Source organism: Segatella copri, assembly GCF_019249655.2.
GTDB lineage: Bacteria > Bacteroidota > Bacteroidia > Bacteroidales > Bacteroidaceae > Prevotella.
This window is the reverse complement of sequence record NZ_CP137557.1, coordinates 3,767,396-3,784,458: the sequence shown is the minus strand read 5'-3', so window position 1 is coordinate 3,784,458 and position 17,063 is coordinate 3,767,396. Positions and strand designations below refer to the sequence as shown.

Annotated in this window: 12 protein-coding genes; 3 read left to right on the top strand and 9 right to left on the bottom strand. The window is 45.1% G+C overall.

The annotated features are described in order from the left end of the window. Positions 1–189 precede the first annotated feature (189 nt). From KUA49_RS15325 to KUA49_RS15315, 3 genes are all read left to right on the top strand, one after another. Positions 190–1,026 (top strand): GLPGLI family protein, encoded by an 837-nt coding sequence (locus KUA49_RS15325; RefSeq protein ID WP_218412172.1) that lies wholly within the window; start codon positions 190–192, stop codon positions 1,024–1,026. A 297-nt stretch (positions 1,027–1,323) separates the two neighbouring features. Next, a complete protein-coding gene (locus tag KUA49_RS15320; RefSeq protein ID WP_218412173.1) occupies positions 1,324–2,199 on the top strand; it encodes a GLPGLI family protein in 876 nt (291 codons plus the stop codon). Between the two features lie 3 nt (positions 2,200–2,202). Continuing rightward, entirely contained in the window at positions 2,203–4,806 is a 2,604-nt protein-coding gene (locus KUA49_RS15315; protein ID WP_218412174.1) for a hypothetical protein, read from the top strand. A gap of 271 nt (positions 4,807–5,077) precedes the next feature. Here KUA49_RS15315 and KUA49_RS15310 read toward each other — a convergent pair whose 3' ends face one another. The 9 genes from KUA49_RS15310 to KUA49_RS15270 form a co-directional block, all read right to left on the bottom strand. Continuing rightward, a complete protein-coding gene (locus tag KUA49_RS15310) occupies positions 5,078–7,429 on the bottom strand; it encodes a beta-glucosidase (protein WP_218412188.1) in 2,352 nt (783 codons plus the stop codon). Positions 7,430–7,664: 235 nt separating this feature from the next. Then, complete coding sequence (locus tag KUA49_RS15305; protein ID WP_218412175.1) at positions 7,665–8,558, bottom strand: DNA-binding protein; 894 nt, start codon at positions 8,556–8,558, stop codon at positions 7,665–7,667. Positions 8,559–8,749: 191 nt separating this feature from the next. Further along, positions 8,750–9,520, bottom strand: coding sequence for a tRNA (guanosine(46)-N7)-methyltransferase TrmB (gene trmB / locus KUA49_RS15300; protein ID WP_022121261.1), 771 nt, complete (start codon positions 9,518–9,520; stop codon positions 8,750–8,752). Positions 9,521–9,628: 108 nt separating this feature from the next. Next, positions 9,629–10,336, bottom strand: coding sequence for an ABC transporter ATP-binding protein (locus tag KUA49_RS15295; protein ID WP_218412176.1), 708 nt, complete (start codon positions 10,334–10,336; stop codon positions 9,629–9,631). An 86-nt stretch (positions 10,337–10,422) separates the two neighbouring features. Beyond that, positions 10,423–11,820 (bottom strand): DUF5687 family protein, encoded by a 1,398-nt coding sequence (locus KUA49_RS15290; RefSeq protein WP_218412177.1) that lies wholly within the window; start codon positions 11,818–11,820, stop codon positions 10,423–10,425. A 261-nt stretch (positions 11,821–12,081) separates the two neighbouring features. Then, positions 12,082–13,047: a glycoside hydrolase family 43 protein gene (locus tag KUA49_RS15285; RefSeq protein ID WP_203041187.1), complete on the bottom strand. Its 966-nt coding sequence runs from the start codon at positions 13,045–13,047 to the stop codon at positions 12,082–12,084. Positions 13,048–13,108: 61 nt separating this feature from the next. Next, the gene (locus KUA49_RS15280) at positions 13,109–14,233 is read right to left on the bottom strand and encodes an endo-1,4-beta-xylanase (RefSeq protein WP_218412178.1); all 1,125 of its coding nucleotides are present in this window, start codon (positions 14,231–14,233) and stop codon (positions 13,109–13,111) included. Positions 14,234–14,264: 31 nt separating this feature from the next. Beyond that, positions 14,265–15,668: an MFS transporter gene (locus tag KUA49_RS15275; RefSeq protein WP_117661840.1), complete on the bottom strand. Its 1,404-nt coding sequence runs from the start codon at positions 15,666–15,668 to the stop codon at positions 14,265–14,267. A 12-nt stretch (positions 15,669–15,680) separates the two neighbouring features. Further along, the gene (locus KUA49_RS15270) at positions 15,681–16,883 is read right to left on the bottom strand and encodes an SGNH/GDSL hydrolase family protein (RefSeq protein WP_203049194.1); all 1,203 of its coding nucleotides are present in this window, start codon (positions 16,881–16,883) and stop codon (positions 15,681–15,683) included. Positions 16,884–17,063: the final 180 nt, after the last annotated feature.

Here is a 17,063-nt window from a genome sequence, read left to right as displayed (position 1 = left end):
ACTCCCATCATTTTTCCGCTATGCTCCATTAAGTTATCGAAGCATTACAAAAAGCTTGTATTTTAAGTTTTTCCTAATCGTAATTCTCTCGCTATCAATACATCTGCACTCACTGACGTGTAATTCCGATTTGGCTATCTCTATCATTTGTATTACCTTTGCATCCGAAATTCTAAACATCAAACGACTATGAGAAGAATAACATTATTATTAGCAGCCATACTCACAGTATGCAGCTTGAATGCTCAGAAAGGCAACAAAAATGAGAAAGTGGTCAATATTGACAAGGTAAACTATCGCATCACCTACAATGGGAAAATGGTACCAGATACCACAACAGTTCCCTACAACTATTGGGAGAGCGAAATGCGACTGGACATCGGTAGCAAGACAACTCATTTCTATGATAGAACCAAGCAAATATCCGATTCTATCATGGATGAACAAGCTAAGACGGGGCAATATGACATGAGTAAAATTCCTAGAGGTGGCAGAATCCATTGGGAATTCTACAAGAACTATCCATCAAAGGGGCAAACCACTTTACTGGATAAAGTCCTTGGTAACTATTACCAATGTACAGAACAATTAGAGGTGCCAAACTGGCAGCTTATCCCAGATAGCACAACTACCATCATTGGCTATAGATGCCTGTTGGCAAAAGCACTCTTCAAAGGCAGAACCTGGTATGCCTGGTACTCAGAAGACATACCTATAAGCGAAGGACCTTGGAAAATTTCCGGACTGCCTGGTCTTGTTCTACTTGCTTACGACCATAACAAACAATACATATTCAATGCTATCGGTATGAGCACATTGAATGGGACCGAAAGCATAACTTTCACGGAAAAGGCAAGAGAGAAAGTAACACAGAAAGAGTTAAGAGAGGCTAAGCATAAATTTGATGGCGCAGAAGCTCTCAAAGCAACAGCGAGAAAAACTGGATTTACGTTTAAGAAATTACCCGAAGGTGCCATCAAGGCTCTAAACCGAAGCAACAAGAGCAACCCTATCGAGCTGGAGTAACTCCAGCTCGATTAACTGATCGTATTCTACACCATAACAACAAACGAACAATATAAGCATGAAAAGATATTTATTCATCACTTGTTTGGTATTCCTTGGAATCATCGGAATATCAGCTAAACTTACAGCGAAAGTAAAGGAGCAACTAAAAGGAAAGCAAAATAAAACAGATAACATTTTAGTTTACTCTTCGCTAGTTTTATCGTCTATTAAAAAGCTATAAATATCTACATTTTTTTTGCAGAGTGCCACAAAAAGTGTAACTTTGCAAGCAGATTAACAGATAAAGGCAGAATTATGAAGAAAATCATCTTAGCTTTAGCAACCTTGCTCTTTATGGGAAGTGCTGCAACAAAAGCACAAGTCACAAAAGTCACTGTGCGCTCTATCTCGGGAAACAGTAAGGAGGAAGTCGAGAACATCGACAACGCCAAGTATCGCATTACCTATGAGGGGAAATGGGTGAACAATCCTTCCATCAAGCCCTTCATCTACACGGATAGCGAGATGCGCCTCGACATTGGTGAAAAGGCGACCAGCTTCTATGACAGAACGAAACAGGTAAAGGATTCACTCATGGACGAAAAAGCCAAGACTGGCAATTTCGACTTCTCCGATTTACCTAAAGGTGGAAGATTCCCGTTCTCCTACTACAAGAACTATCCATCTACTGGCAAATCCATCCAATTGGAATCTGTCGGCACTACAGATTACAAATGCACAGAGAACGTGGAGACACCCGACTGGCAACTCATCCCCGACAGCGCAACAACCATCATCGGCTATCATTGCCAACTAGCCAAGACCAACTTCAAGGGAAGAACTTGGTATGCATGGTACGCCGAAGACATTCCTTTGCCAGAAGGTCCTTGGAAGCTGATTGGACTGCCGGGCTTGACACTGAAAGCATACGATGAAAACAAAGAATATTCATTCACAGCCATCGGCATGAGTACGTTGACAGCACCAACACCTATCACGTTCCCCAAGGCTAAGAGAGAAGAGATTAGCCAAAAAGACCTCAGAGAATTCAAAGAGAAGTTTACGCCTGGAATGGTGTTGGAAACATTAAACATTAAGAACATAAAAATACAGGACGAAAAGGGCAACCCAATTGACATGAAGAAATTCATGAACAAGAAGAATGTCTTCAATCCGATTGAACTTCAATAATAAATGAAGAGAATAATTATCAGTTTTATCGCTTTCTTTCTCTTGTTCTGCATCCCAATGGCGATGCAGAGCAAGAGAAACACTCCTATCTTACTCGATGACGACAACACTGCTACAGGGATTCATGGTTATGTAGAAGATTCATTGACCCATAACCGTCTAGCCAACGTCTCCATCACGCTGCTCCGCAATGGAAAGCCCTTGAAGTTTACAAGAACAAAGGAGGACGGAACCTTCGTGCTCCCTATCACAGAAAAGCAAGCCAACGACAAACTGCAGGCCACGTTTATGGGGTATAAAAAGACAAAAACATCGATTTCATCGGGAAAAGAAACCATTATCAGTATGGCTTCAACAGCTTTTGTCTTGAAGGAAGTACAAGTAAAAGGCTCTCGCATCACGGGTCGGGATACCATTTCTTTCGACCTCACCCGCTTTGCCAACGAACGAGATAACTCCCTGAAAGATGTACTGAAAAAGCTGCCAGGCGTGGATATAGAGAAGAATGGCCGTATCAACTACAATGGTAAGCCCATCAATCGATTCACTGTGGAAGGTCTCGACCTGACCGGTGGCAAATATAACCAACTAGAGGAGAACATCAAGGCAAAAGATGTGAAAAAGGCCGAAGTCATCGAGCATGACCAGCCTATCAAGGCACTCCAAAACAAGACCTTTACGGATAATGTAGCGATGAACATCGCCCTGAAGGATAGTGCCCGCGACAAACTGATGCCCACCCTCAAGCCTTACATGCTCGTAGGGCATCCGTCCCACGTAGGCGGAAGCATCAATATCATGCAAATTGGCAAGAAGAAACAGATGATGTATGATGCAGAATACGACAGAACAGGCAAAAATCTCGGCTATGCACTTAACCAACTCGCATCTTACAGCAATCGTCTGGCTCCTGCCTCCCTTCCATCATGGATATCAGTACCATCGCTTGACGCTCCTATCGACGAAGAACGCCTGCGCTTCAATACCTCGCAAAAATACTCCATCAACCATATCAAGAAGAATAAGGACGATGCAGAGACTCGCATAGAAGCCAACTATCTTCGTACGGTAACCCGACAAGAGCGAGAGAACATGAGTATCTACGACCTCGGCGGCGAAGCTCCCATAGTTACCACGGAGCACAACCACAAGACGATGATCAGCGATGCCTTCAATCTGCAATGGGAGAACAAGGTAAACAAGACTGAGCATTATGGCAACGAGAGCATCAGCCTCAGCGCAGCACAAAACGATGGTTTGTCAAACATCAACGACACGCTTACCCAACGTGTCCGCATCCCAAAGCTCGACCTCTCGGCAAGTATCTACCGCCTCTTCGTCTTCAAGAAAAGTCAGCTCTCTTGGCGTAGCACTGCCGACTATCACCATGGTGTGGCGGACCTTTACGTTAACGACGAGCGCAATCGCATCCGCACCAACCTTTGGCATACAGCACACGCCTTACAGTGGATGAGGAATCGCTACCACTGGACACAGGAATATAGAATGAGTATCGACCTCAACAACATCTATGCGAAATATCAGAAAAGAAGCGATGAAATCGGCAAAAACAACGGATTCATCGAAAACAGTCACGATGAAATCGGCAAAAACAGTCTTAACATCACAGGGAAGTTCACCCCTTACTGGCAATACAAGACCGAGACGTTCCGTATGTCGTTCTCTCCCGATTTCATCTGGGAACGCTTCACCTATCCACAGAAAACTCTACTTACCATATCACCCTACCTTTACTTATATAAGAAATTGGATTTCCGTAGAGAGTTGACTATCTACACAGGATACAGTACAGGAACAGGCAATGCCACCAACTACGCCATGAAGCAATATCGTCAAAGTTATCGCTCTTGGTACACTTCGAGCGACATCATTCCGATAACTTGCTCTCTTTATGGCAAGTTGAGTTACGACTACAAGCGCCCTATCAAGGAAATCTTCTTCAGCGCATCGGTCAATGCCAGCAAAAACTGGATGAACACGGCATCCGACCTACGCATCGAGGATGGCAAATACTATACCTCATTATATAAGCAGGACAGCAAGAGCAACAATCTAGGAGCATCACTCTACATATCGAAGGGCTTCTACGACCTGCATCTGAAAACCCGCCTAGAGGGCAGTTACAACTACAGCAAGGGTGAGCAATACAGCAGCGGCAAAGCCATCAGCTACACCGCCGACAACTATACAGTGAAGCCTAGCATCGACTTCTCGCCGTCCTGGTGTGCCTTTAGCTATGAGGGAGAATTCTCTTTTTACAACTCGAAACGTCAAAAAATGGCGAAGTCATCGTTATTTAATTGGCGCCAAAGCGTATCTGCCACCGCTACCATCAGCCATGTGGACCTCTCCTTCTCGCTCGTACATTATCAAAATGAGCTGCAAGAGGGCAACCACCTTAACACCCTCCTTGGCGATGCATCGGCAGTTTGGAGAATGAAAAAGCTCCGCCTTTCAGCAGAGCTTCGAAACCTTTTCAACAAGAAGAACTATATGGAAACCATCTATAGCGGCATCAGTACATTGACCGACAGCTATCATCTTCGCCCCCGCGAACTGATGATTTCCGCCCAGTATTCCTTCTAAACAAGAACTCCCATCTCAGAAAAGAGACGGGAGTTCTTTGCTTTTGAGGATAGGAAAATAGGTGCCGCGAAATTTATAAAGAAATAACTTTACAGACCAAATGAGGTGAAAAATATCTCTTAAGGAAAGATTTTATTTCCCTTAAGGAAAAATATATTTTCCCTTAAGGAAAAAAATAAATATCCTTAAGGGAAAATTTTCAATCTCTTCTTCCCCCATTTTACGGGAGTTTCTTCTAGATTATCTCTTTCTAGAATATTATTTACATAGACTACTTCTGCTTCAGATAGTTCATCTGAACATTAGGAGCGCAGGCATTGCTTGTCTTCTCGGTGTATTCAGATACCTTCAATGTAGCAGTACCCTTGATGTTCTCTACGTCACTACCTACCTTGAAGAGATAGTTACCTGCATCTACCTTCCACTGGCTGTTGGCCTCATCGAAGCTGGCAAGATCGCGCTTTTCAAGTATCATCTTCAAAGTCTGACTCTCACCTGGATTCAGCAACTTGGTCTTGCCGAAGGTCTTGAGTTCCTTGGCTGGCTTCTCGTAAGCACCCTTAGGAGCGGTGACATAAACCTCAGCAACTTCCTTGCCGGCAACCTTACCGGTATTCTTGATGGTTACGCTAACCTCAATGTTATTGCCTTTTGCCTTAACAGATGGCTTGCCAAACTCGAAGGTAGTATAGCTCAAACCATAACCGAACGGATAAGCCACATTCTTATTGAAGGTGTCGAAGTAGCGATAACCTACATAGATATCCTCCTCGTGGTTGCTATAATCGTAACCCTTGATGTTACCCTTACTCCAATCCTGCAGGTTCTTGTAGGTGTACATATCGTAATCCTTGGCGAAGTTGGCAGTAGATGGATGATCGGTAGCAGCGATAGGCCAGGTCATGGTCAACTTACCCGATGGATTCACCTTACCGGTCAGGATATCAGCTACAGAGTTACCACCCTCGATACCTGGCTGCCAAGCTACGAGAATAGCATCCACACGGTCTCTCCAGCTGGCTGTCTCCATCACAGAACCAGAGTTGATGATCACAATCACCTTCTTGCCCTTGGCATGGAAAGCATCAGATACACGGAAAATCATATCCTGCTCTATCTGACTGAGGTTGAACTCACCATTGATCTGGCGATCCATTCCCTCACCTGCCTGACGGCCGATGGTGATGATGGCAGCGTCTGCCTTTGGCTCCTCGCTGGCTACACAGCGCTCAGTAATCTCGATTTCATCGAGCTTTGGCTGACCCTGATCCAGGAACCACATCATCGGATTCTTGTCTGCCTTCAACTTAGCCTTGGCATACTTCACATAATTCTGATAGATTTCCGTAAGCTGAGGAGTAGTTGCTACACCGATATTCTTCAAACCGGTAACCATATCCACAGAATAGCCTACATTAACGGCTCCACTGCCAAGACCACCCGACATGAAGTCGTAAGAGTTGACGCCGAAGAGCGCTACGGTCTTCAAACCCTGGATAGGAAGAGCGGCATCATTCTTCAGGAGCACCATACCCTCGGTAGAACTCTGACGGGTGATGGCTGCATGAGCCTTCAAGTCTGGCTCACCACTATATTTATATCCCTTGAATCGAGGAGTCTTCACGATATATTCGAGCATACGGCGAACATTGCGATCCACATCCTTGATATCCAACTTGCCATTCTTTACTGCATCAACAATATCCTGTACCTGTGCTGGATAACCCGGCATCATCAGGTCGTTGCCTGCCTCAACTTCCTGTTCCAGCGGAAGGTCGGCACGCTTACCAATCCAGTCGGTCTCCACGATTCCCTTGTATCCCCAGTCGTTGCGGAGAATATCGGTAAGGAGTTCCTTGTTGCCCTGGGCATAAACACCGTTAATCTTGTTATAGGCAGACATGATAGTCCAAGGATTGCTCTTGCGAACCATCATCTCGAAACCCTTCAGATACAACTCACGGAGAGCACGCTGGCTCAATCGCTCATCCACCTTGGTACGGTCAGTTTCCTGGGAGTTTACGGCAAAGTGCTTGGCACTCACGCCCACGCCCTGACTCTGCACACCCTGTACAAAGGCGGTTCCGATAAGACCCGTTACGATTGGGTCTTCTGAATAATACTCAAAGTTACGACCACAGAGCGGATTGCGATGCAGGTTCATACCCGGTCCGAGCACAACATCACAGCCATACTCCAGGGTTTCGTTACCGATAGCCTCACCCACCTTTCGCACCAGGTCGGTGTTCCAGGTAGAAGCCAGACAGGTTCCGATTGGGAAACCGGTAGCAAAATAGCTACGGCTGTCACCTTCGCGATGAGCATCGATATGAACACCGGCAGGACCATCACACTGAACGGTAGTAGGAATGCCGAGACGAGGGATGGCTACAGTAGTACCCGCAGCACCCGGCACGAACTTCTTCTGATGTCCGAGCATAGCACCGCTGCCCACGAATCCATCGTTACCACCGCCCACCAGCATCTGGGCTTTTTCTTCCAAGGTCATCGCCTTGATTACTTCATCGATGTTGTTGGCATTCAATTTTGGTGCAGATTGCGCCATCATTGTAGTTGCCATTGCTCCTGCCGCAACGGTAAGAGCCAATTTCTTGTAGTTCATCATTTTGTCGTTTATTTAGTTAGTTATTATTATTCTGTTCTTTTAGTCGTTTCATCAGTTCCATGCAGTCCCTGAGAATACTGCATTTCTTCAAAAACTTGCTGCAAATATAATAAAATAAGGTGGAAACACCAAGCATTTCCACCTTTTTCTTCTCTATTTCTATCAGATTATTCCCGGATTTAACAAAAGATATAGTAAGAGAATAACATACTATACATATCCCAGACTAAGACTAGTCCTGATATTTAATCTGGAAGTAATCGAGCAGACGCTTATAGAAGTCCTGTGCAGTAAGACAAGTATCCATCAGATAGCCTTTAATGTGATTCCACTCGTGCAATCCTCTATAATAAAACATCTTCAACTCATCTGTAATGATAAACGGAACGATACCATTGCTTAGGCACTCCTTGAACATGATCAAGCGCCCCACCCTTCCATTACCGTCTTGGAAAGGATGAATAGACTCAAAGCGTTGATGGAAATCGATAATATCCTCCAGCGTTTTTACTTTCTTGGCATTATACTCCTTCAGCAACCTTACCATTTCCTTATGTACCATTTTCGGTTCACAAGTATCTATGCCCCCCACTTCATTTGGAAATCGCTTGTAATCTCCCACCACAAACCAATCTTTGGTGCTATCAGAAGTTCCAGACTTGAGGATAAGATGAAGTTTCTTGATGAAGTCTTCGGTCAACTTCTCATCAGCCTGCTCGATAATCAAATCGATACACCTGAAGTGATTGGTTGTCTCAATGATATCATCCACCCTTACACTTTGGTCCGTAATGCCTATCGTATTGGTTTCAAAAATAAAACGAGTCTGCTCATGCGACAACCTGCTTCCTTCGATATGATTGGAATTATAGGTTAAGTCTATTTGAGTACGATGATAAATGCCTCCTTTCAGCTTCATATTCTTCTGCTCCCGAAGGATAGAAAGAAGTGGAGAAACCTGTAGCTTCTTGGATTTACGCATAGGCAAGGTTGCATCGGCAGGAATATTCCATGTCTTTCCCACCAACACTACTCCCTCAATTTTCCCGGAAGCACAATAATTACGCGCAGTTCGTTCTGATACCCCATACTTCTGCGCAAACTCTTTCACTGATATATAATCCATATTTTATCGGCAAGTTTACGTTTGTATTTCGACTGCAAATATAATACTTTTTGCCGATAACGGCAAGAAAACAACGAAAAAAAGCAATCATCATCCCTCTTTTTTGCCGATAACGGCAAGAAAAACGCCCAACTGCTGATGTGCGACCACATATCAGCAGTTGGGCGGTTTTAAATATATATTGCGATAACTTACTTCGCTGTATCCTTTGAACTTCTCTTATCACGGCGATAACTGCGATAATCATCCAGCGGAATCTCAATATCAGGTTCCACCAGCTCACCCTCACGTGGCAAGGCAAACTTCTGATACTTGATGTTCAGACCACGCTCTATCCACATACTCTCATAATAGGTCTGGATAGAGAGAATCTTACGGGTTTCCTCATCGATACCCTCCTGATGATAGAGGTCCTCGGTGCGGAAGAGTACAGGCAGATGGTTGCCATCCACCATATAAGTGGTATAGGTGAAGAGGAAGTTGGAGTCCGTCTTCAGATGGATGATACCGCCATCCACGAGGAAGTGGCGATAACGGTTCATGAAATATGTAGATGTAAGACGCTTGCGAGGATTCTTCATCTGCGGGTCAGAGAAGGTGAGCCAGATTTCCTGCACCTCATCTTCGGCAAAGAAGCGGTCGATAATCTCGATGTTGGTACGGAGGAAAGCCACGTTCTTCTGTCCTTCCTCTATCGCCTTCTTGGCACCGGTCCACATTCGTGCACCCTTGATATCCACACCGATGAAGTTCATCTCTGGATAGAGCTTGGCAAGTTCCACAGTATATTCACCTTTGCCGCATCCCAACTCCAGCACGATAGGATTATCATTGTGGAAATACATCTCACGCCACTTGCCCTTCATATCGAAAGGCACGTCATCTACTACACTATATGGATACTGGAACACGTTCTCGAAACGCTCCATATCCGCAAACTTAGCTAATTTACCTTTGCTCATTGATTCTTTTTTTCTTCGTTTGGGTACAAAGGTAATCATTTACCGATAATTATACAAATCGTATAATAGAAATTGTATAATATTAACGTAAAAAGAATCGCCAGAAAGCTATTCCGCCTGAATACCGAAGTACTCGTTGAGTTCGGCGATGGCAGCGCCATCAGCATTCGGAAGATCCTTCACCAACTTGCCTTTCTCCAGTAGAAGGATGCGAGAGGAGATGTCGGCAATGAAGTTGAGGTTATGGCTGGAGATGATGACCGTGGTGCCCTGCTCCTTGCAGATGCGCTGAATCATGTGGGCGATAGTCATCTGAGAAGAAGGATCAAGATAGTTGAATGGCTCATCCAGAAGAAGGACCTTCGGATTGATGATCATCGCTCCAATGATGCCAATCTTCTGTCGGTTGCCCTGAGAGAAATCACGGAGATACTTCTTGGTTCCCATGATTTCATCGTGCATAAAGCCCTCAAACTGCGCCAGTCGCTCCTGCAAGGTCTCATCGTCGATGTTATAGACATCAGCAATGAAATCGAAGTACTCCTCAGGGGTGAGGAAGTCGATGAGGAATCTGCCGTCGATGTAACTGCCGGTATATTCCTTCCAGGTTTCACTCTCGTTCACCTTCTGTCCATTGCTTTCCACGAAACCATCATCTGCCTGAATCAGGTCGAGAATCAGACGAAGCAAGGTAGTCTTGCCCGCACCATTATTACCTACGAGTCCTATCAACTCGCCCTTTGCAACACCCAGATTATCAATATCGAGTACGGTATTGCCATTATATATCTTCTTGAGATTCTGAATCTTGATCATTTTACTTTGAATTTTGAACATTGAACATTAAACTTTATGATTAGTAAAGCTATTGAATTCTTCACTCTTCACTTTTCGTTCTTCACTTAACTCATGAACTTCTCCATGCGCTTATACTTGTTCTTCTCGAAGATGGCAGCAATCTTGGCGATGAACCATTTATGGATGGCGATGCTGATGACTGCCAGCGCTACACAGGTAATAAACCATGCCGTCTCGCCAAAGAAATGATAGATGGCAGCGACGCCAGCCAGCGGGAAGAGGAAGGCGATGGAATAAATATTGATCTTCAGATTCGCTCCCTGCATGCTGAACATGGAAGTCTGGAATATCTCCAGACGGGAAGAGAAGAGTGCCGTAGGCAGATTGAAGAGATTGATGAATACTGCCAGACAGAAACCGCTGATAAGCACCTGGATTCCGATTCCTGCATGCAGGAAAAGGAACGGAAGGGTGAGCAACAAGGCTATCGCACTCACTACCATATAATAATAGAAGCAATTCTGCAGCATCTGCTTCACCTTTACCGGCTTGGTCATCAAACCATGGAAGAAGTTTGCCTCAATACCAAAGGTCCATTGCGACAATACCACCGATGGCAGCAGGATGGCACCTGCCACATAGAGGGTAGTCATAGCCACCTTATCCCCCATTTCCTGTCCCGGCTCTAAAGGCATCAGGGCGAAAAGATAGGCATCGAAGAGGAAGATGGCGGTAATCATAATCACCATCGTACGGACACGCTTTGCTCTCAATGTGCCGATATATTGCAGACTGAAGAGGTTGACATGACTGAATCCACGGAACTTGGAAACCTTCTGTTTCTGCTCGTTATAAATCTTTTCGTGATAGAGATAGGCGGTAAGTCCGGTGAATACCGCTCCAGCAAGGAAAAAGAGACCTATCCATCCCATCCATACCGGGAAGAAGGAAGCCACAAACATATATCCTATCAGCACGGCAAACATTCCCATCCATCCTAATATCAAGGGCCATTTCAGAATCCACTCAGTAGCCTTGCGGTAACAGGTGATATAGATGCCGTTGACAAAAGAGAACCCCAGGAACAGGAAGAAGCTGGCTACAGCCTCACTTGCCGGCAGAAGATAGATGAACACCGGAAGCGTAAGCACCGGAAGCACATAGTTCCAGAAGCTCACGAGATTGGTAGTGAGCAGGAACTTGTTCCAGACTTTCTCTGGCACAGGGCGCGACTTCACATAATCATCCATTGCTGTAATATCCCGCTTCATCACCATCTTCATGATGATGTCAGGAATCAGCATGCCGATTACGATGCCTGCACCCAACAATGCCGGCATCTCTTCTCCCTTCAGTTCTCCTCCACTCTCGGTGAAACCCTGGTAGAAGCCCACGCCCACCATCACATACAGGAAGATGATGTAGCACGCCACGAAGGCATCTCTCTTGCGGAAGTTACGGCGCTGTTGCAGCCACCATAACCTTAACAGTAATTTCAACATAATTCTTTCATTTCATTGGTTTATGGATGCAAAGATAAACAAAAAAACGCAGAAAACAATAACAAAAAGAAAGAAATAACATAAAAATAACATGAGATAAAAAGAAAAAGATATCCGATACTACAAAAAGAAAAACAGCACCTTCCTCTCGAAGATGCTGCTCACTTTCTAAACTAACATTAACTAAATGTATCAACTATTCATCAAAACTATTAAAAACCTAAAGCCTATGTTTATGCCTGATTGCCCGAAAAAGGCGGATTACTCATCCGTCTTTACTGGCAAGATATTATCATCCTCATCATAGAAGAGAGGAGCCACCTTTACGCTGCGAAGCCAGGTTGTATCATTTGATGGCACGCAGTCGTGATGGAACAGATACCACTGTCCCTTGTACTCACAGATGCTATGATGGGTTGTCCAACCTACTACTGGCTCCAGGATAACACCCTTATAAGTAAATGGTCCATAAGGATTATCACCTACTGCATAGCAGAGATAATGAGTATCACCGGTAGAGTAGCTGAAATAATACTTGCCCTTGTACTTGTGCATCCAGCTAGCCTCGAAGAAGCGATGAGGATCATCGGCTGGCAACACCTTACCCTCCTCGTCAACGATGACAACAGGCTTTGGCATTTCTGCAAACTGCTGCACATCATCAGTCATCATGGCTACACGAGATGGTAACGGATTCTCCTTGCCCTCTGGAAGATGCTCATCCTTCAGTGCCTTGTTGTCCTTGTACCACTGAAGCTGACCGCCCCAGATACCACCGAAGTAGCAGTAAATCTTGCCATCATCATCCTTGAACACACAAGGGTCGATGCTGTATGACTTGCGGATAGGGTCGGCATTCGGAACGAAAGGACCTTCAGGCTTATCAGCCACAGCCACACCGAGATGAAACACGCCATTATAATCCTTGGCAGAGAAGATGAGATAGTACTTGCCATCCTTCTCTACTACATCGTTGTCCCACATCTGCTTCTCAGCCCATGGCACATCCTTCACATCGAGAATCACACCATGATCGGTTACTTCACCCTCCATCACGTCGTCCATAGAGAGAACGTGATAGTCTTTCATCTGGAAGTGACCGCCATCATCGTCGAAGCTTTCGCCGCTATCCCAGTCATGAGATGGGTAAACATACAGGCGACCGTTAAACACATTGGCAGATGGATCTGCCATATAATCCTTAGGGAACAAATATCTTGCTTTCATTGTTATCTTATATTTAAAGAGATTGATGATATTATCTTAAGAGATTCTATTTGAAGAAATCTTATTTAAAGAGATTGACGATTTCCTTCACCACAGGCTTCACCTCGTTGTTGCGGTCGATGAGCAGCGGATAGTTGGTTCTGCCTGGGATAGGCCAGCCATTCAACCAAGAGTGACCATCGTTGACACCCCAGAAGGTAACACGACTGATGACATCCTTGTGACGCTCTACAATCTTGAAGAGATCGAGATAACGCTGGTTGAAGAGTTTCTGTGCCTTCTTGTTAAGTCCCTTCACGTATGGATTGTACTTCTTCTGAAGTTCAAACTTCTGACTGATTTCCGCACCGCCGAATCCTTCCGGATTAGGAAGCATGTTCATATCCAGCTCAGTCAGCATCACCTTGACACCTTGACCTGCAAAAGCCTCGATGCTCTTCTCATACTCAGCATAATCAGGATAATCAAAACCATTGTGGCTCTGCATACCTACAGCATCGATGCGGAGACCCTTCGCCTTCAAATCGCGAACCAGCTTGCAGATAGCCTCTCGCTTAGCTGGCTTCGAAGTAGAATAATCATTATAGTAAAGCTCTACGTTAGGATCAGCCTCATGCGCAAAGCGGAAAGCCAGTTCGATGAACTCCGGACCGATAATCTTATAATATAGAGACTTGCGGTAAGAGCCATCATCCTCAAAAGCCTCGTTCACTACGTCCCATCCCTTTACTCTACCTTTATAATGAGTAACCACATTCATGATGTGATTATACATTCTGCCGATGAGCACTTCACGGCTTACCAGATTACCCTTATCATCGGTAAACATCCACTTAGGTGGCTGAGAATGCCAAACCAGGCAATGACCTATCAAGGTCTTGCCGTTCTTCTCAGCCCAGTCAGCCAGCTTATCGCCATCGGTGAAATCAAAGCGATTCACCTCCGGATGATTTTCCTCGCCCTTCATACAGTTCTCGGCAACTACCTGGTTAAACTGTTTCTTCACTACTTCCTCACCTGCCGGGTCTTGTCCGTCTGTCAGAGAAGTATTAACGGCAGCACCCACCAGGAAGTACTTGCCCATGGCCTCCTGGAATGTTGGGATTGTCGTATTATTATTGCCTTTCTGTGCAAAAGCTGCAGAAGCAAGCATCAAGCCCAAGGCTAAAGTTGAAATTTTCTTCATGTCTAATTTATATTTTTCTTAATTTTAAATGTTACTTTCCTTGTTTGTGTCGAGCCTCGATCTTCTTGTTGATATCATCGATAACCGCATCTGTCAACTCATACTTCGAGATAATGAAGATGGCGAGCAGCAACAAGGCAGCAGGAATGACACATACCAACCAGAGAATACCCTCCTGAGCCTCAGGAGTCTGCTCCACGGCCTTCGGATTGTAAGCCACGTAAGCAAGGATGGCTGGAGCCACCACACTACCCAAGGTCATACCCGCCTTGAAGAAGATGCCCGTCAAGGCATTCACGATACCTGCTATACGCTTGCCACTCTTATACTCTCCATAAGAGATAACCTCAGGAACAAGAGCCCACATATAACCCGTAGCTACAATAACACCCGTTGACTTAACAAACTGGGCGATATAGACGAGCATCATACTTGGCTGCTCCATCTTTGCTACCAGATAAAGGAATGCCATACCTACGATGGCGATGCCCAGGAACACATAGAACATGTTCTTCTTGCCGATTGCCTTCTTGATCATAGGCACCAGTGGCATGAAGATGAACGATGGTGCCGAACCCAAACCCATGAAGATGGAAAGCTGCTCGGAGGTTCCGTGAAGGTTGCTGTTCATGAAGTAAGCTCCTGCCGCATTGCCGATAGACATCATGGCGAAGGCGGTGATGAAGAAGAAGGCTATGATACGCAAAGGACGGTTGTGGAAAAATTCCATCCAAAGGTCGCTTATCTTCACATTGGCACTCTCCTCGGCATTCATTACCACACGCTCCTTACACTGTGAGAAACAGAAGAGGAGCAACAACAAACCAATGACGGCATAGATGGTCATGGTGGTAAACCAAGCCACCGGATCCTTAGGCAAACCATCCGACTGCTGGTCGGTAAAGTATGCGATGAGCAATGGAAGGCCTGAGCCTACAGCCAAACCGCCACAATTTGCCATAAACATACGAACTGACGTCAACACCGTGATTTCATCGGTATCACGAGTCAGCGATGAGTTCAAGGCTCCATAAGGTACATTGATAAATGTATAGAGCAATGTCATGGCAATGTATGTGATATAGGCATAGAGCAGGGATGGTGCAAAGCCATTCCAGAAGCAGAGGATGGCAAAGCCCGAAAGTGGGATTCCTACGAATACCAGATAAGAGCGATACTTACCCAACTTAGGATTGTGCTTATCTATAAGGGCACCTACAATAGGGTCCCAAATCACATTTGCAACATTTCCTACCGTAAACATCACGGAAACGTCAACTGCATCGAGTCCATAGATATCGGTATAGAAGAACAACAAGTACATACATGTTGTCTGGAAGATGAGGTTTTGTGCCAAGTCACCAGATCCGAATCCGATGCGCTGCAGCCAACTCAGTTTGTAGAATCCCTGGGATTCCTGTGAATTCTTTTCCATATCTTTATTCTTTTATTTCAATTTTTCTGCGGCAAACTTGCCCATAGCTTCATATCCCTTAGGGTTGAGATGCAACCAGTCGTCTGAATATTCAGCCTTCAGGCGCTGAGGGTCTTTCGGGTCGCGGGTTAATTCATCGAAATCGATGACCTCATCAAAGGCACCGCTCTTTCTAATCCATTCGTTCACGGTTTGGCGCATTGCCTCATGCCAGAAAGAATACCATCCGTTGCCCTTGGTTGGAGTGATAGTTCCGCCATATACCTTGATGCCCTTTGCCTTGGCTTTTGCTATCAGCACCTTGTAGCAGGCAATCAGGGTATCTGTCATGTGCTCATAATTTCCGCCACAGCAGCCGATGTCGTTGGTTCCCTCAAAGATGATGAGCTTATCCACACCTGTCTGTCCCAGGATGTCACGGTCGAAACGCTTCATGGCAGGTTCACTCAATCCGCCTTGCACCACGCAGTTGCCGCCGATACCGAGATTCAACACACCGTATGGCTTCTCTGCATTCAGGGCATCCGAGAGGAAATCGGTCCAACGGTTCTGATGGTTGGTAGTACTTCCACGGCCATCGGTGATAGAGTTTCCGAGGATAGCCACCACAGGGGTAGCCTTATCGGTCTTCACATCAATGGCTGAAAGATTATACCAGTGATCCACCTCCTCGCCATCATCAAAACTCTTATCCATCGGTTTAGGAGTACGATGCAAACCGTTTACTATATAAGATGTGGTACGTGAACCACGATGGGATGTTGCATTCACTGGAGTCTGCTTGCCATAGTCGATGGTAATCGTGAGGCGCTGTCCACTCTTCAAGGCATATTTCAAATCATCTGAGAAGATAGCCTTGCCAGGAGCAATGGTTACATTCTTCTTGCCATTAAACTTGAGATACTTCACGGTCTTACCATTCACAAACCAGTTGCTGTCCTTATCGGTATCTGCAATATACACCGATTTGATTTCCACCGGTTCCTTGCTCTGCTCGTTGCTGAGCTTCACTCTGAGTTCATTTCCGCCAAAGGATACATGAACCACCTGTCGGCAAGAGCGGTTGCTCAAGCTTTCCTTAGGCATATCTCCTTTGCCAGTCCATTCCACTGCAGTAGCCCAAGAGCCTTTCCACACCTTCTGAGCGAAAGCTACAGAACTTGACGCAGCCAATACGAGCGCCAAAGATAAGATTTTTATTGCTTGTTTATTCATTGTTATTATGATGCTTTTAATGTTTCTATTGTTGTTGACGATGCAAATTTACTAATAAGTTATGAAATAACAGGTATTTTATAGTTACCATTACTTTTCTATTTGTTTCATACTCACAAAAAAGACACAAAAAGATAAAGAAACAAAAAGAAACGAAACATATTGTTACATTAGAATTTG